The organism is Enterobacter sp., from assembly GCF_977039595.1.
The window spans coordinates 1-20,253 of the sequence record NZ_CDRQYH010000028.1; the positions used below are offsets into that span (position 1 = coordinate 1).

At 56.6% G+C, this 20,253-nt stretch carries 11 protein-coding genes and 2 pseudogenes; 12 read left to right on the forward strand and 1 reads right to left on the reverse strand.

The features are described from left to right. The 10 genes and pseudogenes from ACWYRJ_RS10685 to ACWYRJ_RS10730 all read left to right on the forward strand — a co-directional run. A pseudogene (locus tag ACWYRJ_RS10685) lies at positions 1 to 186 on the forward strand (hypothetical protein); the annotation flags it as partial. 72 nt (positions 187 to 258) lie between these two features. Further along, the gene (bcsR, locus tag ACWYRJ_RS10690; protein WP_008503237.1) at positions 259 to 447 is read left to right on the forward strand and encodes a cellulose biosynthesis protein BcsR; all 189 of its coding nucleotides are present in this window, start codon (positions 259 to 261) and stop codon (positions 445 to 447) included. 11 nt (positions 448 to 458) lie between these two features. After that, positions 459 to 1,211, forward strand: a complete 753-nt coding sequence (gene bcsQ / locus ACWYRJ_RS10695; RefSeq protein ID WP_133295304.1) for a cellulose biosynthesis protein BcsQ — start codon at positions 459 to 461, stop codon at positions 1,209 to 1,211. Further along, positions 1,208 to 3,823 (forward strand): annotated as a pseudogene (gene bcsA / locus ACWYRJ_RS10700) (UDP-forming cellulose synthase catalytic subunit). Before bcsQ ends, bcsA begins: the two are co-directional and overlap by 4 nt. 10 nt (positions 3,824 to 3,833) lie before the next feature. Next, the gene (gene bcsB / locus ACWYRJ_RS10705; protein ID WP_111963698.1) at positions 3,834 to 6,254 is read left to right on the forward strand and encodes a cellulose biosynthesis cyclic di-GMP-binding regulatory protein BcsB; all 2,421 of its coding nucleotides are present in this window, start codon (positions 3,834 to 3,836) and stop codon (positions 6,252 to 6,254) included. 6 nt (positions 6,255 to 6,260) lie between these two features. Next, complete coding sequence (gene bcsZ / locus ACWYRJ_RS10710) at positions 6,261 to 7,367, forward strand: cellulose synthase complex periplasmic endoglucanase BcsZ (protein WP_111963699.1); 1,107 nt, start codon at positions 6,261 to 6,263, stop codon at positions 7,365 to 7,367. After that, positions 7,349 to 10,831, forward strand: coding sequence for a cellulose synthase complex outer membrane protein BcsC (bcsC, locus tag ACWYRJ_RS10715; RefSeq protein WP_455507855.1), 3,483 nt, complete (start codon positions 7,349 to 7,351; stop codon positions 10,829 to 10,831). The genes bcsZ and bcsC overlap by 19 nt, the downstream gene beginning before the upstream one ends. Positions 10,832 to 10,950: 119 nt before the next feature. Further along, positions 10,951 to 12,957, forward strand: a complete 2,007-nt coding sequence (gene hmsP, locus ACWYRJ_RS10720) for a biofilm formation regulator HmsP (protein WP_111963701.1) — start codon at positions 10,951 to 10,953, stop codon at positions 12,955 to 12,957. Between the two features lie 159 nt (positions 12,958 to 13,116). After that, positions 13,117 to 14,403, forward strand: coding sequence for a dicarboxylate/amino acid:cation symporter (locus tag ACWYRJ_RS10725; RefSeq protein WP_023309587.1), 1,287 nt, complete (start codon positions 13,117 to 13,119; stop codon positions 14,401 to 14,403). Positions 14,404 to 14,629: 226 nt separating this feature from the next. Then, positions 14,630 to 16,123, forward strand: coding sequence for a M16 family metallopeptidase (locus tag ACWYRJ_RS10730; RefSeq protein WP_047646783.1), 1,494 nt, complete (start codon positions 14,630 to 14,632; stop codon positions 16,121 to 16,123). A 63-nt stretch (positions 16,124 to 16,186) separates the two neighbouring features. Here ACWYRJ_RS10730 and kdgK read toward each other — a convergent pair whose 3' ends face one another. Then, positions 16,187 to 17,116, reverse strand: a complete 930-nt coding sequence (gene kdgK, locus ACWYRJ_RS10735) for a 2-dehydro-3-deoxygluconokinase (protein WP_455507856.1) — start codon at positions 17,114 to 17,116, stop codon at positions 16,187 to 16,189. Positions 17,117 to 17,345: 229 nt separating this feature from the next. Between kdgK and pdeH the strand changes: the two genes are divergently transcribed. Together pdeH and ACWYRJ_RS10745 are read left to right on the forward strand one after the other, a co-directional pair. Beyond that, on the forward strand, positions 17,346 to 18,119 hold the full coding sequence (gene pdeH, locus ACWYRJ_RS10740; protein ID WP_455507857.1) for a cyclic-guanylate-specific phosphodiesterase: 774 nt from the start codon (positions 17,346 to 17,348) through the stop codon (positions 18,117 to 18,119). A gap of 65 nt (positions 18,120 to 18,184) precedes the next feature. Continuing rightward, the gene (locus ACWYRJ_RS10745; protein WP_455507858.1) at positions 18,185 to 20,227 is read left to right on the forward strand and encodes an AsmA family protein; all 2,043 of its coding nucleotides are present in this window, start codon (positions 18,185 to 18,187) and stop codon (positions 20,225 to 20,227) included. Positions 20,228 to 20,253: the final 26 nt, after the last annotated feature.

Below are 20,253 nucleotides of genomic sequence, written 5' to 3' on the forward strand. Positions count from 1 at the left end.
GGTGGAAAAAATAGCCTAAATAGGCTGATTCGATGTGTTTGCGGGAAAAAAATCGGCCCAGATCCGCGAAATTTTAATCAGCGAGTCAGCTTGGGAAGAAATGACCTGCTTATTCGCACCTTCCCTAGCGAAAGCGTAGAAATAAACCTAACATTGAAATTAAAGAACATCAGATTTAGCATGTAAATGAAATTTGTCAGGGCAGGAAGCCCCGCAACTTCTTTAGCGTGCGATTTTCCTTAAAGGGATGGAAAAAGAATGGATAATAACGAACCTGGAACCCCAGTCGACTCGACTCTGGGTTACACATTCCAAAACGATTTTCTGGCGCTGACGCAGGCCTTTTCTTTACCTGAAATAGATTACACCGATATTTCCCAGCGGGAACAGTTGGCCGCGGCTATTAAACGCTGGCCGTTATTAGCTGAATTCGCCCATCAACAATAAGGGAGCCATTGATGGCCATACTCGGATTACAGGGTGTCCGTGGCGGTGTGGGTACCACATCAGTTACCGCGGCGCTGGCGTGGTCATTACAGCTTTTAGGTGAATCGGTGCTGGTTATTGACGCCTGCGCCGATAATTTGTTGCGTATGTCGTTTAACGTTGACTTTACTCGTGAAGAGGGCTGGGCACGCGCGCTGCTTGATGATAAAGACTGGCAGGATGCGGGGATGCGCTATACCTCCCAGCTCGATCTGCTGCCGTTTGGTCAACTGACCACCACGGAACGCGAAAATGAAGCCGCGTATCAGCGCCTCTTTTCGCAGTTCACGCTGGCGCTGCAGGCCCTGAAAGAAAAGGGGCACTACAAATGGATCCTGCTGGATCTGCCCCACGGCGCCGGTACGCTGACCAGACAGCTTATCGCGCAGTGCGATCACATCCTCTCGATCGTTAACGTTGATGCGAACTGCCATATCCGCCTGCACCAGCAGGGGCTACCTCAGAACGCTCATATTCTGATTAACGATTTGCGTATTGGCAGCCAGATCCAGGACGATCTCTATCAGGTATGGCTGCAAAGCCAGCGCCGTTTGCTTCCTATTGTCATTCATCGTGATGAGGGAATGGCGGAATGTCTTGCGTCTAAGCAACCGCTCGGCGAATACCGCAGCGATTCACTGGCGGCAGAAGAGATTCTGACGCTGGCTAACTGGTGTCTGCTGAACTTCGCCAACCGGGCGGAGCATGCAGGGAGTGATGTATGAGTCGTCTCGCCAGCTGGTTACTCATCCCGCCGGTCAGTTCGCGTTTGAGTGAACATTACCGGCATTTTCGCCGTCACGGTGCGTCGGCATTTAGCGCCGCGCTCGGCTGTTTCTGGATGATTCTGGCCTGGATGTTTATTCCACTCGAACACCCGCGCTGGCAGCGCATACGTGCCCGCCACAGTGAGCTATATCCGCACATTAATCCCAACCGGCCGCGTCCTTTGGATCCGGCGCGTTATCTCATTCAGGCCATCTGGCTGGTGGTCACATCATCCCGCTCAGAGAAAATAACGCCGTACTGGCGCAGCTTCTCCCGCGTGCAGCAGTTACGTGAGCGCTACCACTAGTGGCTGGACAGACTGCCCAACAGCTTCAGCGATAAGACCAGCCATCTGGATAACCATAAAGAGCTCGGACATCTCCATCCGGGCCTGCGGCGTTTTATCCTCGGCGTGATCGTCGTGTTCTCGCTCATTCTGGCGCTGGTCTGTATTACGCAACCTTTCAACCCTCTGGCGCAGTTCACCTTCCTGATCCTGCTGTGGGGCGTGGCGCTGCTGGTCCGCCGTATTCCGGGGCGCTTCTCGGCGCTGATGCTGATCGTGTTATCGTTGACCGTCTCCTGTCGCTACATCTGGTGGCGTTATACCTCAACCCTGAACTGGGACGACCCGGTCAGTCTGGTATGCGGTCTGGTGCTGCTGTTTGCAGAAACCTACGCCTGGATCGTGCTGGTGCTGGGCTATTTCCAGGTGATTTGGCCGCTCAACCGCCAGCCGGTTCCGCTGCCAAAGGACACGACCCAGTGGCCAACTGTCGATCTCTTCGTGCCGACCTACAACGAAGACCTGAGCGTGGTGAAAAACACGATTTATGCTGCGCTGGGCATCGACTGGCCGAAAGATAAGCTCAAGGTCTGGATCCTGGATGACGGCAACCGTCCGGCGTTCCGCCAGTTCGCAGAGGAGGTCGGCGTCGAATACATCGCCCGTCCGACTCACGAACACGCTAAGGCGGGTAACATCAACAACGCGTTGAAGTATGCCTCCGGGGAGTTTGTCTCGATCTTTGACTGTGACCACGTGCCGACGCGCTCTTTCCTGCAGATGACCATGGGCTGGTTCCTGAAGGAGAAAGAGCTGGCGATGATGCAGACGCCGCACCACTTCTTCTCTCCGGACCCGTTTGAACGTAACCTTGGCCGCTTCCGTAAGACCCCGAACGAAGGCACCCTGTTCTATGGCCTGGTGCAGGACGGGAATGACATGTGGGACGCCACCTTCTTCTGCGGCTCTTGTGCGGTTATCCGCCGTAAACCGCTGGATGAAATTGGCGGTATCGCCGTCGAAACGGTGACTGAAGATGCGCACACCTCTCTGCGCCTGCACCGTCGTGGCTATACCTCTGCCTATATGCGTATTCCTCAGGCAGCCGGTCTGGCAACGGAGTCACTGTCGGCGCACATTGGTCAGCGTATTCGCTGGGCGCGCGGGATGGTGCAGATTTTCCGTCTCGATAACCCTCTGATCGGGAAAGGACTCAAGCTGGCGCAGCGTCTTTGCTACGTCAACGCCATGTTCCACTTTTTGTCCGGCATTCCGCGGCTAATCTTCCTGACCGCGCCGCTGGCGTTCCTGCTTCTTCACGCTTATATCATCTACGCTCCCGCGCTGATGATTGCGCTGTTTGTTCTGCCGCACATGATCCACGCGAGCCTGACGAACTCGAAGATACAGGGTAAATACCGCCACTCCTTCTGGAGTGAAATCTACGAAACGGTGCTGGCCTGGTACATCGCGCCGCCGACGATGGTGGCGCTGATTAATCCGCACAAAGGTAAATTCAACGTCACCGCGAAGGGCGGGCTGGTGGAGGAGGAGTACGTCGACTGGGTGATCTCCCGGCCGTATATCTTCCTGGTGCTGCTGAATATCGTGGGCGTCATTGCGGGTATCTGGCGTTACTTCTACGGCCCGGAAAACGAAATCCTGACCGTCTTCGTCAGTATGGCATGGGTTTTCTACAACCTGATTATCCTCGGCGGCGCGGTGGCGGTGTCGGTGGAAAGCAAACAGGTTCGTCGTGCGCATCGTGTTGAAATCTGCATGCCTGCGGCGATTGCCCGTGAAGATGGCCACCTCTTCTCCTGTACCGTGCATGACTTCTCTGACGGCGGTTTGGGGATCAAAATCAACGGCCAGGCGAAGGTGCTTGAAGGGCAAAAAGTTAACCTGCTGCTTAAGCGCGGTCAGCAGGAGTATGTCTTCCCGACGCAGGTTGTTCGCGTGGCGGGCAATGAAGTCGGTCTGCAGCTGATGCCGTTGACCAAAAAGCAACATATCGATTTTGTGCAGTGTACGTTTGCCCGCGCGGATACGTGGGCTCTCTGGCAGGACAGCTTCCCGGAAGATAAACCTCTGGAAAGCCTGCTGGATATTCTGAAGCTGGGGTTCCGTGGCTATCGTCACCTTGCAGAATTTGCCCCGTCGTCGGTGAAATTAATTTTCCGGTCACTTACTTCGCTGGTTTCCTGGGTCGTGTCGTTCATTCCTCGTCGTCCTGAGCGGGATGAGGCGAAGCAGGCGGACCCGGTTATGGCTCAACAATGATGATAACGCGATGAAAACAAAACTTTCCTGGTTATGTGCAGTGGCAATGGGGATGAATGCGATCCCCGCAACAATGGCTAACGCAGCCCCGGGTAACGCAGCGGCAACGCCTGCGCCAACGGTACCTGTCGTCGCGCAAGCAACCGATCCGGTTGTCACCGCGGCACCTGGCCAAACAGAAAATATCACGCCGAACCAGCCGACGGAGGGGAACACATTGCCGGCAGACGGCCAGGTCATCGGGCAGGTGATGCCGGGCGTCCGGGGGGCGAATGCGCCCGTCGTTGCGGACAATGCGCCGTCGCGCGACGTGAAGCTGACCTTCGCGCAAATTGCGCCGCCTCCGGGCAGCATGGTGCTGCGCGGCATCAACCCTAACGGCGGCATTGAGTTTGGCATGCGCAGCGATGAGGTCGTCTCTAATGCGGTGCTGAACCTTGAATACACCCCGTCGCCGTCTCTGCTGCCGACGCAGTCTCAGCTGAAGGTCTACCTGAATGACGAGCTGATGGACGTACTGCCGGTCACGAAAGAGCAGCTAGGCAAGAAAACTCAGGCTCAGGTGCCGATCAACCCGCTGTTCATCACCGATTTTAACCGTATTCGCCTGGAGTTTGTCGGTCACTACCGCGATGTCTGCGAAAACCCGGCCAGCAACACGCTGTGGATGGACGTCGGACGTAACTCCTCGCTGCAGATGACCTACCAGTCGCTGGCGCTGAAAAACGATCTCTCCGCATTCCCGGTTCCGTTCTTTGATCCGCGTGATAACCGTCCGCTCACGCTGCCGATGGTGTTTGCCTCGTCCCCGGACGTAACAGAACAGCTGGCGGCCACCATTGTGGCGTCCTGGTTTGGTTCACGCGCGGGCTGGCGTGGACAGAGCTTCCCGGCGATGTATGACAAACTGCCGGACAGAAATGCCATTGTGTTTGCGACCAACGCGAAACGCCCGGCCTTCCTGCGCGATCATCCGGACGTCAAAGCGCCGACCGTTGAGATGATAAGCCACCCGGAAAACCCGTACGTGAAGCTGCTGGTGGTCTTTGGTCGTGATGATAAAGACCTGGTGCAGGCAGCAAAAGCCATTGCTCAGGGTAACGTCCTTTTCCGCGGCAACAGCGTGGTGGTGGATGAGGTCAAACCGCTGCTGGCGCGTAAACCTTATGATGCGCCAAACTGGGTGCGTACCGACCGTGCGGTGACTTTCGGTGAGCTGAAAACCTATGAAGAACAGCTGCAGGCGACGGGGCTTGAGCCAGCGCCGATTAGCCTGTCGCTGAATCTGCCGCCGGATCTGTACCTGCTGCGTACCAACGGCATTGATATCAATCTGAACTACCGCTATACCGCGCCGGCTACCAAAGACAGCTCGCGCATGGATATCAGCCTGAACAACCAGTTCCTGCAATCCTTCAGCCTGCAAAGCACGCAGGATACTAACCGCCTGATGCTTCGCCTGCCGGTGCTACAGGGTCTTCTGGATGGCAAAACGGATGTCTCTATTCCGGCACTGAAGCTTGGCGCGATAAACCAGCTGCGCTTTGACTTCCAGTACATGAACCCAATGCCTGGCGGTTCTGCGGAAAACTGCATTACCTTCCAGCCCGTACAGAACCACGTTGTGATTGGCGATGAGTCGACCATCGACTTCTCGAAGTACTATCACTTCCTGGCGATGCCGGATCTGCGCGCTTTTGCTAACGCGGGCTTCCCATTCAGCCGTATGGCCGATCTTTCTGAGTCCATCGTAGTGATGCCAAAAACGCCAACTGAAGGGCAAGTAACGACCCTGCTGGATACCATGGCGACCGTTGGAGGACAGACAGGATTACCGGCGATTAACGTTACGTTGACGGACGATGGCAGCCAGATTCAGAACAAAGACGCTGACATCATGGTGATCGGTACCATTCCGGACAAGCTGAAGGATGACAAACGTATCGATCTGCTGGTGAAAGCGGCTCAGTCCTGGGTTAACACGCCGCTGCGCCAGACCGAGTTCCCGAGCATTATGCCGGATGTGAACGATCGTCAGGCCAGCGCGCAGACGACGGTAACGTCTCAGGGGGCAATGGCCGCGGTGGTGGGCTTCCAGTCACCTTACAACGAACAGCGTAGCGTGGTGGCTCTCCTGGCGGATAGCCCGCGGGGGTATGAACTGCTCAATACGGCCATGAACGACAGCGGTAAACGTGCCGCGATGTTTGGTTCCGTGTCGGTGATCCGTGAGTCCGGCGTCAATAGCCTGCGCGTGGGGGATGTGTACTACGTGGGCCATCTGCCATGGTTCGAACGCCTGTGGTATGCGCTGGCTAACCATCCGGTTCTGCTCGCCATCCTGGCTGCGGTTAGCGTGGTCTTGCTGGCATGGGTGCTGTGGCGTCTGCTGCGAATCATCAGCCGTCGTCGTCTGAACCCGGATGAGTAAGATGTGATGAAAGCCTTTCGCTGGTGTGCATTAGCAGCGGTGATGCTGGCGGCGCTACCTCTTCGCGCCGCCTGTACCTGGCCTGCATGGGAGCAGTTTAAAAAGGACTACATCAGCGAGGGCGGGCGTGTCGTTGATCCCAGCGACACGCGCAAAATTACGACCTCGGAAGGGCAAAGCTACGCCCTGTTCTTTGCCCTGGCGGCGAACGATCGCAAATCTTTTGACCAGCTGCTGACGTGGACGCGCGATAATCTTGCCAGCGGCGATCTCAACGACCATCTGCCTGCCTGGCTATGGGGTCAGAAAGATAAAGAGACGTGGGCGGTGATTGATACCAACTCCGCCTCTGACGCCGATGTCTGGATCGCCTGGTCACTGCTCGAAGCGGGTCGACTGTGGAAACATCCGGACTATACCCGCACGGGTAAAGCGCTGCTGAAACGCATTGTCAGCGATGAAGTGGTGAAAGTCCCGGGGCTCGGCGCAATGCTGCTTCCCGGTAAAGTCGGCTTTGCCGATGAGAACGTATGGCGCTTTAATCCCAGCTATCTTCCTCCGCAGCTAGCGAGTTATTTCACGCGTTTTGGTACCCCGTGGACCACGCTTCGTGAAACCAATCAGCGCCTGCTGCTGGAGAGTGCGCCGAAAGGTTTTTCGCCGGACTGGGTGCAGTATCAGAAAAACAAAGGCTGGCGGTTGCAGCAGGATAAATCGCTGGTGGGCGGCTACGACGCCATCCGCGTTTATCTCTGGGTGGGAATGATGAGTGATAAAGACCCTCAGAAAGCCCGGCTGCTGACGCTGTTCCAGCCGATGGCGGCCAAGACAATGAAACGGGGTGTGCCGCCGGAGAAAGTGGATGTGGCGACGGGGAAACGCACCGGGAATGGTCCGGTCGGGTTCTCTGCCGCCATGCTGCCGTTTTTACAACAACGTGATGCCCAGGCGGTTCAGCGCCAGCGCGTTGCAGACCATTTTCCCGATAATAATGCCTATTACAGCTACGTGCTGACTCTCTTTGGGCAAGGATGGGATCAGCATCGTTTTCGCTTCACCGCAAAAGGTGAATTAATACCGGATTGGGGCCAGGAATGCGCAAGTTCACAATAAATCTACTCACTTTATCGCTTGGCCTGGCACTGATGCCGATGGCTGAGGCCGCCAACTCTCCGCAGCAGAAACAGCTGCTGGAACAGGTTCGGCTGGGCGAATCGACACAGCGTGAGGATTTGGTTCGTCAGTCGCTTTATCGTCTTGAGCTGATTGACCCGAACAACCCTGACGTTATTGCCGCACGCTTTCGCTACCTGCTGCGCCAGGGCGATAACGCCGGCGCGCAAAAAGAGCTGGACCGTCTGAAAGGGATCGCGCCGGGCTCGAGCGCGTACCAGTCATCACGCAATACGATGCTGCTTTCCACTCCGGATGGCCGCCAGCAGCTCCAGCAGGCGCGATTGCTCGCCACCACGGGACACACGCAGGAGGCGATTGCAGCCTATGACAAGCTGTTTGACGGCAACCCACCGGGCGGCGACGTGGCGACGGAATACTGGAACGTGGTGGCGAAAGATCCTGCTCGCCGGAATGCAGCCATTAACCAGCTCAAGAAAATAAACAGCAGCAGCCCCGGAAATACCCAGCTGCAGGCGACGCTGTCCCAGCTTCTGTTCCAGAGCGGACGCCGTGACGAAGGTTTTGCGCTATTGCAGGAGATGGCCAAATCCACCAACGGGCGCAGCCAGGCGTCTGATATGTGGTATGACCAAATCAAAGACCAGCCTGCCAGCAGCGCGAGCGTTAGCGCGCTGCAAAAATACCTGAGCGTATTCAGCGACGGTGATAGCGTCGCGGCGGCGCGTGCCCAGCTTGAAGCCCAGCAAAAACAGCTCGCTGACCCTGCATTCCGCGCGAAAGCGGAAGGGCTGGCGGCGGTGGATGCCGGGCAGGGCAGTAAGGCGGTGGCGGAGCTGCAAAAAGCCGTCAGCGCCAACCATGCCGACAGTGAAGCGGTGGGTGCCCTGGGACAGGCTTATTCCCAGAAAGGCGACCGCGCCCGCGCGGTGGCACAGTTTGAAAAGGCAATTGCCCTCGACCCCCAGAGCGATAACCGGGGTAAATGGGACAGTTTGCTGAAGGTTAACCGCTACTGGCTGCTGATCCAGCAGGGCGATGCGGCGCTGAAGGCAAATAACCCGGCGCAGGCGGAGCGTTACTATCAGCAGGCACGCAGTATCGACAATACCGACAGCTATGCCGTGCTGGGGCTGGGCGACGCCGCCGCGGCGCGTAAAGATAACGAGGCGGCGGAGCGTTATTACCGTCAGGCGCTGCGAATGGACAGCGGCAACAGCAATGCGGTCCGCGGTCTGGCCAATATTTACCGCGCGCAGTCCCCGGAGAAGGCCTCGCAGTTTATCCAGTCTCTCTCCGCCAGCCAGCGCAGAAGCATAGATGATATTGAACGTAGCCTGACCAACGAACAGCTCTCCGCCCAGGCCGAGCAGCTTGAAAATCAGGGGAAATACGCTCAGGCGGCAGAGATTCAGCGTCGTCGTCTGGCGCTCTCTCCCGGCGATGTATGGATAACCTATCGTCTCTCGCGCGATCTTTACAGCGCGGGTCAGCGAAGCCAGGCGGATACCCTTATGCGTCAGCTTGCCAGCCAGAAACCGTCCGACCCGGATCAGGTTTATGCTAACGGGCTCTATCTTTCCGGAAACGATCAGGACCGCGCCGCGCTGGCGCATCTGGATACGCTGCCGCGAAGCCAGTGGAACGGCAATATTCAGGAGCTTGCCGACCGTCTGCAAAGTAACCAGGTGCTGGAAACCGCCAACCGTCTGCGCGACAGCGGCAAAGAGCAGGAGGCTGAAAACCTTTTGCGCCAGCAGCCAACCTCCACCCGCATCGACCTGACGCTGGCGGACTGGGCGCAGCAGCGTGGCGATCTGGACTCGGCAAAAACGACGTACAACGCCGTTCTGCAGCGTGAACCGCAGAACGAAGACGCCATCCTCGGCCTGACCGAGATTTATAGCGCTCAGGGTAACAAAGATGCCGCGCGCTCGGAGCTGGCGAAGCTGCCCGCCGCGCAAAACGGTCAGCCGCTGTCGCTCAATATGCAGCGCCGCATCGCGATGGCGCAGGCGGGTCTGGGCGATTCCGCCGCCGCAGAACAGACCTTCAATAAAATTATTCCGCAGGCTAAATCGCAGCCCGGCTCCATGGAAAACGCGCTGGTGCTGCGTGATGCCGCGCGTTTCCAGGCGCAGAACGGGCAGCCTCAGCAGGCACTGGAAACCTACAAAGACGCGATGGTGTCGTCTGGCATCACCACGACGCGTCCGGTGGATAACGACAGTTTCACTCGTCTGACGCGTAACGATGAAAAAGACGACTGGCTGAAACGCGGCGTGCGCAGTGATGCCGGTGACTTGTACCGTCAGCAGGATGTTAACGTCACGCTGCAGCACGACTACTGGGGCTCCAGCGGCACGGGCGGCTATTCCGACCTGAAAGCGCACACCACCATGCTCCAGGTGGATGCCCCGCTCTCTGACGGGCGCATGTTCTTCAGAAGCGATCTGGTCAACATGGACGCTGGTTCATTTGATAACAATAACGGGACCTACGATCCTAAATGGGGGACCTGCTACGAAACACCGTGTAGCGGCAATACCCATCAGTCCGACAATGGCGCAAGCGTTGCCGTCGGCTGGCAGAATAAAACCTGGGCGATGGATATTGGCACCACGCCGATGGGCTTTGACGTTGTCGACGTGGTGGGCGGCATCAGCTACAGCAGCGATCTGGGCCCCATCGGCTATACCGTAAACGCCCATCGCCGCCCAATCTCTAGCTCTCTGCTGGCCTTTGCCGGGCAAAAAGATACTAACACCGGCACCACCTGGGGCGGCGTACGTGCCACCGGTGGCGGCGTAAGCATGAGCTATGACAAAGGTGAAGCGAACGGCATCTGGTCGAGCCTGAATGCGGAAACGCTGACGGGTAAAAATGTTGAGGATAACTGGCGCGTCCGCTGGATGACGGGTTACTACTACAAGCTCATTAATAAAAACAATGAACGCCTGACGGTCGGCGTCTCCAATATGCTCTGGCACTACGACAAAGACCTGAGCGGGTATACCCTGGGTCAGGGCGGTTACTACAGTCCGCAGGAGTACGTCTCCTTCGCACTGCCGGTGACCTGGCGTAAACGCACGGAGAACTGGTCCTGGGAGCTGGGTGGCTCGGTCTCCTGGTCTCACTCTAAAACCAAAGACGAACTGCGCTACCCGATTCAGAATCTGATCCCGACCGATGAGCCAGACCGCTATACCGACCGGGGCGTGATGGAAACCGGCAGCAGTTCCTCGGGCACGGGTTATACCGCGCGGGCCATTATCGAACGCCGCGTAACGTCCAACTGGTTTGTAGGCATGGGCGTGGATATTCAGGAGGCGAAAGACTATACCCCAAGCCATGCGCTGATCTATGTGCGCTACTCTGCCGCAGGCTGGCAGGGCGATATGGACTTACCGCCGCAGCCGCTCATCCCTTACGCGGACTGGTAATCGGATTTTCCTTAATCCATTTGTAAGTCTCTCTTAATAGCGCGGCAATCGGGTATACTCAGGCGCGCCGGGTTTACACCCTGGCGCGCCCTGCGCTTCGAGTTTTGTGGAGAGTCATTTTGCGTGTCAGCCGTTCCTTAACAATCAAACAGATGGCGATGGTCTCTGCCGTCACTATGCTGTTTGTCCTGCTCTTCTGCGTAATTTTGCTGTTTCATTCCGTACAGCAGAATCGCTATAACACGGCTTCGCAGTTAGAAAGTATTGCCCGCTCGGTGCGCGGCCCGCTTTCAGCCTCTATCCTGAAAGGGGATATTCCAGAAGCGGAAACCATTTTAAAACGCATTCAGCCTGCCGGCGTCGTTAGCCGCGCCGATGTCGTCTTGCCCAACCAGTTTCAGGCGCTGCGGATGAGCTTTATCCCGGAGCGTCCCGTCCCGATGATGGTGATGCGCCTGTTTGAACTACCGGTGCAAATTTCGCTTCCCGTTTATTCGCTTGAACGCCCTGCGAATCCGCAGCCGCTGGCCTACCTGGTTTTGCAGGCGGACTCCTACCGCATGTATAAATTCGTCATGAGCTGGGTGGTTACGTTAGTGACCACTTGCTTACTTATGACGCTTATTCTCAGCGTGGCGCTCACCTGGTGCATTAACCGGCTGATTGTTCATCCGCTGCGCCGTATCGCCCGTGAGCTGAATACGCTTGCGCCGCAGGATCAGATGGGACATCAGCTTGAGCTGCCGCGTCTGCATCATGACGATGAGATAGGTATGCTGGTGCGCAGCTACAACCTCAACCAGCAGCGCATCCAGCGTCAGCAGGATGAATTAAACAGCAGCGCCACCCGTTTTCCGGTATCGGAGCTCCCCAATAAAGCCTTCCTGATGGCGATGCTGGAGCAGACCGTTGCCCGCCAGCAAACCACGGCGCTGATGGTTATCGCCTGTGAAACCTTGCAGGACACGGCTGGCGTACTTCAGGAGAGCCAGCGTGAAATGCTGCTGCTCACCCTGGTGGAAAAGATCAAATCTGTCCTTGCCCCGCGCATGGTGCTGACCCAGGTCAGCGGTTACGATCTGGTGGTGATTGCCAACGGCGTAAAAGAACCGTGGCATGCGATCACCTTAGGTCAGCAAGTACTCACTGTCATTAATGAGCGGTTGCCCATTCAGGGTATCCAGCTTCGTCCGAGCGCCAGTATCGGTATCGCCATGTACTATGGTGATTTAACGGCGGAGCAGCTTTATCGTCGCGCGTTTTCGGCGGCGTTTACCGCCCGGCGCAAAGGGAAAAATCAGATCCAGTTCTTTGAACCGGAGCAGATGGAAAAGGCGCAGCAGCGCCTGACGGAAGAGAGCGACATCCTGACCGCGCTGGATAACCGGCAGTTTGCCCTCTGGCTACAGCCGCAGATGAATTTGCTGACGGGAGAAGTGAAAAGCGCCGAGGCACTGCTGCGCGTGCAGCAGCCGGATGGTTCATGGGAACTGCCGGAAGGGCTGATTGAGCGCATTGAGTCCTGCGGCCTGATGGTTACCGTCGGCTACTGGGTGCTGGAAGAGTCCTGCCGTCAGCTGGCCGCCTGGCAGGAGCGCGGCGTGACGCTGCCGCTGTCGGTTAATTTGTCTGCTATGCAGCTTATGCACCCGACCATGGTTTCAGAGATGCTGGAGCTGATCCATCGTTACCGAATCAAACCTGATACGTTAACTCTGGAAGTGACGGAGAGCCGACGCATCGACGATCCTAATCAGGCGGTCGCGATTCTGAAACCGCTGCGTAATGCCGGTATTCGCATTGCCCTGGACGATTTTGGCATGGGATACGCCGGGCTGCGTCAGCTTCAGCACATGAAAACCCTTCCGGTAGATGTGCTCAAAATTGACAAAGCGTTTGTCGAAGGTCTGCCGGGCGACAGCAGCATGGTGCAGGCGATTATCCAGATGGCGCGTAGCCTCAACCTCCATCTTATTGCCGAGGGGATTGAAACCGAAGCGCAACGCGCCTGGCTTGCGGAGGCGGGCGTGGAGAGCGGACAAGGCTTCCTTTTTGCCCCCGCAGTCCCTTCGGATATCTTTGAAGAACGATACCTTTCTGGTGCTGACAATAACGCAAAAGTGTAATTTTGTTGCTGGCTTGTGCGAGCCAGCTCAAAGTTCTTAACATTTGTGTTTCAAATTTGAACTGAGTTTATTTCTGTCCTGTTATGTGGGTGTTATTTTAAAGCCGCAGGTTAACCATAACCTTACAAAGCCTGTGGTTTTTCTTCCCAAGGACACCTTATGAAAACCTCACTCTTCAAAAGTCTTTATTTCCAGGTCCTGACAGCCATCGCCATCGGTATTCTGCTGGGTCACTATTACCCTGAGCTGGGCGCGCAAATGAAACCGCTTGGCGACGCGTTCGTTAAGCTCATCAAAATGGTCATCGCTCCGGTGATCTTCTGTACCGTAGTAACGGGCATCGCTGGCATGGAAAGCATGAAGGCGGTCGGTCGTACCGGTGCAGTGGCGCTTCTCTATTTTGAAGTGGTCAGTACACTTGCGCTGATTATCGGTCTGATCATCGTCAACGTGGTGCAGCCAGGCGCGGGGATGAACGTAGACCCGTCAACGCTTGATGCCAAAGCGGTCGCGGTATATGCCGAGCAGGCGAAGGATCAGGGCGTGGTAGCCTTCCTGCTGGACGTAATACCGGGCAGCGTCATTGGCGCGTTCGCCAGCGGAAACATCCTCCAGGTGCTGCTGTTCGCCGTGATGTTTGGCTTTGCCCTGCACCGTCTGGGCAGCAAAGGCCAGCTTATCTTTAACGTAATCGAAAGCTTCTCGCAGGTGATCTTCGGCATCATCAATATGATCATGCGCCTGGCGCCGATCGGTGCTTTTGGTGCGATGGCCTTCACCATCGGTAAGTATGGCGTCGGTACGCTGGTGCAGCTGGGTCAGCTGATTATCTGCTTCTATATAACCTGTATCCTTTTCGTAGTCGTGGTGCTGGGTTCCATCGCCCGCGCGACGGGTTTCAACATCTTCAAATTTATTCGTTACATCCGTGAAGAGCTGCTGATTGTTCTGGGGACCTCCTCTTCAGAATCGGCGCTGCCGCGTATGCTCGACAAGATGGAAAAGCTGGGGTGCCGTAAATCGGTGGTCGGGCTGGTGATCCCGACGGGCTACTCCTTCAACCTGGACGGCACCTCGATATACCTGACGATGGCGGCCGTGTTTATCGCTCAGGCGACCAACAGCCATATGGATATTTTCCATCAGATTACCCTGCTGGTGGTGCTCCTGCTCTCCTCTAAAGGCGCAGCAGGCGTGACGGGCAGCGGCTTTATCGTGCTGGCTGCCACCATTTCAGCTGTAGGTCACCTGCCGGTGGCGGGTCTGGCGTTGATTCTGGGTATCGACCGCTTCATGTCAGAAGCCCGTGCGTTAACCAACCTGGTGGGTAACGGCGTGGCAACGGTGGTGGTGGCGAAATGGGTGAAAGAGCTGGATCACAAAAAGCTCGACGATACTCTGAATAATCGTTCAACTGACAGCAAAAATCCTGGCTTAACCTCTTAATCTTGTCACAAATGCCCGTATTCCCTTGTCGGGATGCGGGCTCCTGCGCATAATAACTGTTCGTACCTGTCATAATTCGACAAGATTTTTTTGGGTATATTTCACTTCGGACCGTGACGTTTTGCCGAACGCGCGGTCTAATCGACGTGTTTTCATCGTCATCTTTAAGAGTGAAGCGCGTCGCGAGGCACTCTTTTTTAACCAGGAATGTTGATCAGGGGTTCACATGCAGGGCACAAAAATTCGACTCTTAACCGGCGGTTTGCTGATGATGGCAGCAGCCAGTTATGTGCAGGCAGATGCGCTCCAGCCAGACCCGGCCTGGCAACAAGGGACATTAGCGAACGGTTTTCAGTGGCAGGTGTTAGCCACTCCGCAACGTCCCAGTGACCGTATAGAAATCCGTCTGTCCATTAATACCGGTTCCCTCACGGAAAGCACCCAGCAAACCGGTTTTAGCCATTTTATTCCCCGGCTGGCGCTCACGCAGAGCGGCAGCCTGCAAGCGGTTCAGGTGCGTTCACTTTGGCAGCAGGCCATCGATCCGAAGCGCCCGCTTCCTCCGGCTGTTGTCTCGTATGACTACACCATGTTTAACCTGAGCCTGCCTAATAACCGTAACGACCTGCTGAAAGAAGCGCTTACGTATCTCTCCGATGCCTCTGGCAATCTGGCGATTACGCCGGACACCGTTAACTATGCGTTGAGCAACAGTGACATGGTGGCGACCTGGCCCGGAGATACCAAAGAGGGCTGGTGGCGCTACCGCCTGAAGGGCTCAACGTTACTGGGACATGACCCGGCCGAACCGCTGAAACAGCCGGTCGATGCCGAACAGGTAAAATCGTTCTACCAGAAGTGGTACACCCCGGACGCCATGACGCTGATCGTGGTAGGTAACGTGGACAGCCGCGCGGTGGTGGAGCAGATCAACAAAGCGTTTGGTGATTTGAAAGGTAAGCGTGAAACACCAGCCCCTGTCCCGACGCTCTCTCCGCTGCGTGCAGAGCCTGTCAGCATTATGACGGACGCCGTGCGTCAGGATCGCCTCTCCGTCATGTGGGATAACGCCTGGCAGCCCATCCGTGAGTCCGCGGCAATGCTGCGCTACTGGCGTGCCGATCTGGCGCGTGAGGCGCTGTTCTGGCACGTTCAGCAGACGCTGAGCAAGAACAACGTCAAGAATATCGGTCTTGGCTTTGACTGCCGCGTGCTGTTCCAGCGCGCGCAGTGTGCCATTAACGTTGAATCGCCGGGCGATAAGCTGAATGCCAATCTGGGCGTGGTCGCGAAAGAGCTGGCAAAAGTGCGTAAAGAGGGGCTTTCCGAAGAGGAATTCAATGCTCTCGTGGCTCAGAAAAAACTCGAGCTGCAGAAGCTGTTTGCGACCTACGCACGTGCCGATACCGACATTCTGATCAGCCAGCGTATTCGCTCCCTGCAGAATCAGGTGGTGGACATTGCGCCGGAACAGTACCAGAAGCTGCGTCAGGACTTCCTGAACGGTCTGACCGTCGAGATGCTCAATCAGGACCTCCGTCAGCAGCTGTCACAGGAGATGGCGTTGATCCTCCTGCAGCCGAAGGGCGAACCGGAATATGACATGAAGGAACTTCAGACGACCTGGGATTCCATTATGGCTACCGCGCCGCAGCCAGCGCAGGCCGCCACGGCGGATGATTTACATCCGGACGCGACGGATATTCCGCAGGGGCAGTAATGCTTAAACATTCCCTCTCCCTGTGGGAGAGGGTTAGGGTGAGGGCATCAGCCCGCACCTTACTTAAACAGGCATCGCCTCGGGCGGAATAATCGCCCCGCGATACTGAATCACCGTGCTGGCCGTCAGGTGCCCACGCTGTGCCGCCGCTTCCGGCGTTCCCCCTGTCAGGCGTACCGCCAGGTAGCCCGCGCTGAAGGAATCCCCCGCCGCGGTGGTATCAATCACTTTCTCTTTGGCCAGCTTCACCGCAGGGACCTCAACCACCGCTTCACCCGCAATCGCGACCAGGCACGACTCCGCGCCGCGCTTAATCACCACTTCGCTCACGCCAGCTGCGTGCGTACGTGCAATTACGTCCTCAACCGGCTTTTCACCCCACAGGGCGTCTTCATCATCGAGCGTCAGGAAGGCGATGTCCGTGCACTGCAGCATCTGCTGATAAACCTGCTGCGTCTCTTCGCGGCTGCCCCACAGGCGCGGGCGGTAGTTGTTATCGAAAATGACCTTGCCGCCGTTAGCACGGCATTCGCGCAGCAGCGACAGCAGCTTTTCACGGCTGGTGGGGCTTAAAATCGCAAGGCTAATCCCGCTCAGATAGAGATAGTCAAAGGTCGCCAGCTCTTCGCAGATGGCCGCAGCCGCGTCGCTCTCCAGCCAGAATTTGGCCGCGGCTTCGTTACGCCAGTAATAAAACGTGCGTTCGCCGGTGCTGTCGGTCTCGATGTAATAAAGTCCCGGGAGGCGGTTTTCCATACGCTGAATCAGCGACGTTTCAACATGTTCACTCTGCCACGCCTCCAGCATCTGCTGGCTGAAGCTGTCCGTTCCCAGGGCGGTAACGTAATTCACGGTGAGCGCCTCAGGCGCGACCTGGCGGGCAATATAAACGGACGTGTTTAACGTATCGCCACCAAATCCGCGGCTGACTTCAGCGCCTTTTTGTGACAGTTCAATCATGCATTCGCCAATCACGGCAATTTTTTTGGACATAGTCGTGAACCTGAACAGAAGAATTATCAGCAGTGTGCGCTGAGTGAATTAACCGGTCAACTATATTAAAACAACGTTCCATTATTTTATTTGAGCCAGCGCGTGTTCCCGCGCATTTCTGTCATCTTAATTTCATTTTCCCGGTGAATTGAACATAAAGTTCTCAATTGTCGCGCCGATAATCCTGTGACGAGTCCAGAAAGGCTATCCCAACAACAGGACATCTGAAATGAAGTCAGAGCAGGTTATCCAGCGGCTGAGCACTACGCCTGAGGCAAGTATTGAGAACTTGCAGGAGCATCGCTACTGGCTGCAATGTGAGCGTGCATACACCTATCAGCCGATCTACCGAACAGATGGTCGACTGATGGCAATTGAAATTTTGACCGTCGTTACGCACCCCTCAAACCCCACTCAGCGCATCGCGCCGGATCGCTATTTTGCCGAAGTTGCCGTTCGCCAGCGTCTGGATGTGCTGGAAGAACAGCTTCGCATGCTGGCGACGAAGCAGCCCTTTTTCGAACAGCACGATATCCTCGCCTCGGTGAACGTCGACGGCCCAACCCTGCTGGCGCTGCGGCAGAACGCAAAATTGCAGGAGCTGATCGCCACCCTGCCGTGGATGCGCTTTGAGCTGGTGGAGCATGTCCGTCTGCCGCAGGATTCCTCGTTTGCTTCGATATGCGAATACGGCCCGCTGTGGCTGGATGACTTTGGCACCGGCATGGCGAATTTCTCCGCCCTGAGTGAGGTGCGCTACGACTACATTAAAGTGGCCCGCGATCTGTTCATTATGCTGCGTCAGACCCCGGAAGGTCGGAATCTGTTTACGCTGTTATTACAGCTGATGAACCGCTATTGCCAGGGCGTGATTGTTGAAGGTGTGGAAACGCTGGAAGAGTGGCGTGATGTGCAAAGCTCGCCTGCCGCGGCGGCGCAAGGCTATTTCCTCTCCCGACCGGTACCCATGGATCGCCTCGATAGCGTGATAACTACCCTCTGATAAGCCCGCTTCCCTTTGTCTGGACTATAGTTTTACAGGACAGGTCATCAGGAAAGGGGATAAAAATGACAAGAACAACCAGGGTAATCTCCTGGACAGCAGGGATTTTCTTGTTGTTGATCGTGGTCGTCGCCATCATTATTGCGACGTTTGACTGGAACCGTCTCAAGCCGACCATCAACCAGAAAGTCTCAACCGAACTGAACCGCCCCTTCGCCATACGCGGTGATTTAGGGGTAGTGTGGGAGCGTCAGAAAGAGGAGCCCGGCTGGCGAAGCTGGATCCCCTGGCCGCACGTCCACGCCGACGACATCATTCTCGGTAACCCGCCGGACATCCCGGACGTCACCATGGTCCACCTGCCGCGCGTGGAGGCCACGCTAGCGCCGTTAGCGCTGCTGACCAAAACGGTCTATTTGCCGTGGATCAAACTTCAGCAGCCTGATGCGCGTCTGATCCGACTCTCAGAAAAAACCAACAACTGGACGTTTAACCTTGCCAGCGATGGCGACAAGGATCCGAATGCCCAGCCTTCTTCCTGGTCATTCCGTCTCGACAATATTCTTTTCGATCGCGGACGGATCGCCATCGACGATAAGGTCAGCAAGGCGGATGTGGAGATCCTGGTCGATCCGTTGGGCAAACCGCTGCCGTTTAGCGAGGTCACGGGCACGAAAGCAAAAGGCGACGCGGCAAGCGTAGGTGACTATGTCTTCGGCCTGACGGCAAAAGGACGCTACAACGATCAGCCTCTCAGCGGTAAAGGGAAAATTGGCGGCATGCTGGCGCTACGGAGCGAGGGCACGCCGTTCCCGGTGCAGGCGGACTTCCGTTCCGGTAACACCCGCGTGGCGTTCGTGGGAACGGTTAACGACCCGATGAACATGGGCGGCGTCGACCTTCAGCTTAAATTTGCCGGTGATTCGCTGGGCGAGCTGTATGAACTGACCGGCGTACTGCTGCCGGATACCCCGCCATTCGAAACGGACGGGCATCTGGTCGCCAAAATCGATACCGAAAAATCGTCCGTTTTTGACTACCGGGATTTTAATGGCCGCATTGGCGACAGCGACATCCACGGCACGCTGACCTACACCACCGGAAAACCGCGCCCGAAGCTGGAAGGGGATGTTGAATCCCGTCAGCTGCGTCTGGCCGATCTTGGTCCGTTGATTGGCGTGGATTCGGGCAAAGGCACAAAGTCCAAAGAGGTCAAAAAGGACGTTCAGCCTGCGGGTAAAGTATTGCCTTACGATCGTTTCGAAACCGACAAATGGAACGTGATGGATGCGGATGTACGTTTCAAAGGCGGGAAAATTGAACATGGCAGTACGCTGCCGATCAGCAATCTTTCGACCCATATCCTCCTCAAAAACGCCGACCTGCGCCTTCAGCCACTGAAGTTCGGCATGGCGGGTGGGACGATTTCCTCGAACATTCACCTGGAAGGCGATAAGAAGCCGATGCAGGGACGGGCGGAGATCCAGGCGCGTCGATTGAAGCTTAAAGAGCTGATGCCGAACGTAGAGTTGATGCAGAAAACCCTCGGTGAAATGAACGGTGATGCCGACATTCGCGGCGTGGGTAACTCGGTGGCGGCGCTGTTGGGCAGCGGCAACGGAAACCTGAAGCTGCTGATGAACGACGGGCTGGTGAGCCGAAACCTGATGGAGATCCTGGGGCTGAACGTCGGGAACTACATTATCGGGCAAATCTTCGGCGATGACGAGGTGCGGGTGAACTGCGCGGCGGCCAATCTGGATCTGGTGAACGGCGTGGCGCGCCCGCAGATTTTTGCCTTCGACACGGAAAACGCGGTGATTAACGTGACCGGTACCGCCAGCATGGCTTCGGAGCAGCTTGATCTGACGATTGACCCGGAGAGTAAGGGGATCCGTATTATCACGCTGCGCTCGCCGCTGTACGTGCGCGGGACCTTCAAAAATCCGCAGGCGGGCGTGAAGCCAGGGCCGCTGATTGCGCGCGGTGCCGTGGCTGCGGCCCTTGCGACGCTGGTTACCCCAGCCGCAGCGCTGCTGGCACTGATTTCGCCGTCAGAGGGCGAGGCGAATCAGTGCCGGACCATTTTGTCGCAGATGAAGAAATAGCTCCCTTTCTCCCTCTCCCTGTGGGA

Excerpts from the sequence above, each read along its gene's own strand:
- bcsR (WP_008503237.1), top strand. The coding sequence starts at position 259 with ATGGATAATAACGAACCTGGAACCCCAGTCGACTCGACTCTGGGTTAC.
- bcsQ (WP_133295304.1), top strand. The coding sequence starts at position 459 with ATGGCCATACTCGGATTACAGGGTGTCCGTGGCGGTGTGGGTACCACA.
- bcsB (WP_111963698.1), top strand. The coding sequence starts at position 3,834 with ATGAAAACAAAACTTTCCTGGTTATGTGCAGTGGCAATGGGGATGAAT.
- bcsZ (WP_111963699.1), top strand. The coding sequence starts at position 6,261 with ATGAAAGCCTTTCGCTGGTGTGCATTAGCAGCGGTGATGCTGGCGGCG.
- bcsC (WP_455507855.1), top strand. The coding sequence starts at position 7,349 with ATGCGCAAGTTCACAATAAATCTACTCACTTTATCGCTTGGCCTGGCA.
- ACWYRJ_RS10725 (WP_023309587.1), top strand. The coding sequence starts at position 13,117 with ATGAAAACCTCACTCTTCAAAAGTCTTTATTTCCAGGTCCTGACAGCC.
- ACWYRJ_RS10730 (WP_047646783.1), top strand. The coding sequence starts at position 14,630 with ATGCAGGGCACAAAAATTCGACTCTTAACCGGCGGTTTGCTGATGATG.
- kdgK (WP_455507856.1), bottom strand. The coding sequence starts at position 17,116 with ATGTCCAAAAAAATTGCCGTGATTGGCGAATGCATGATTGAACTGTCA.
- pdeH (WP_455507857.1), top strand. The coding sequence starts at position 17,346 with ATGAAGTCAGAGCAGGTTATCCAGCGGCTGAGCACTACGCCTGAGGCA.
- ACWYRJ_RS10745 (WP_455507858.1), top strand. The coding sequence starts at position 18,185 with ATGACAAGAACAACCAGGGTAATCTCCTGGACAGCAGGGATTTTCTTG.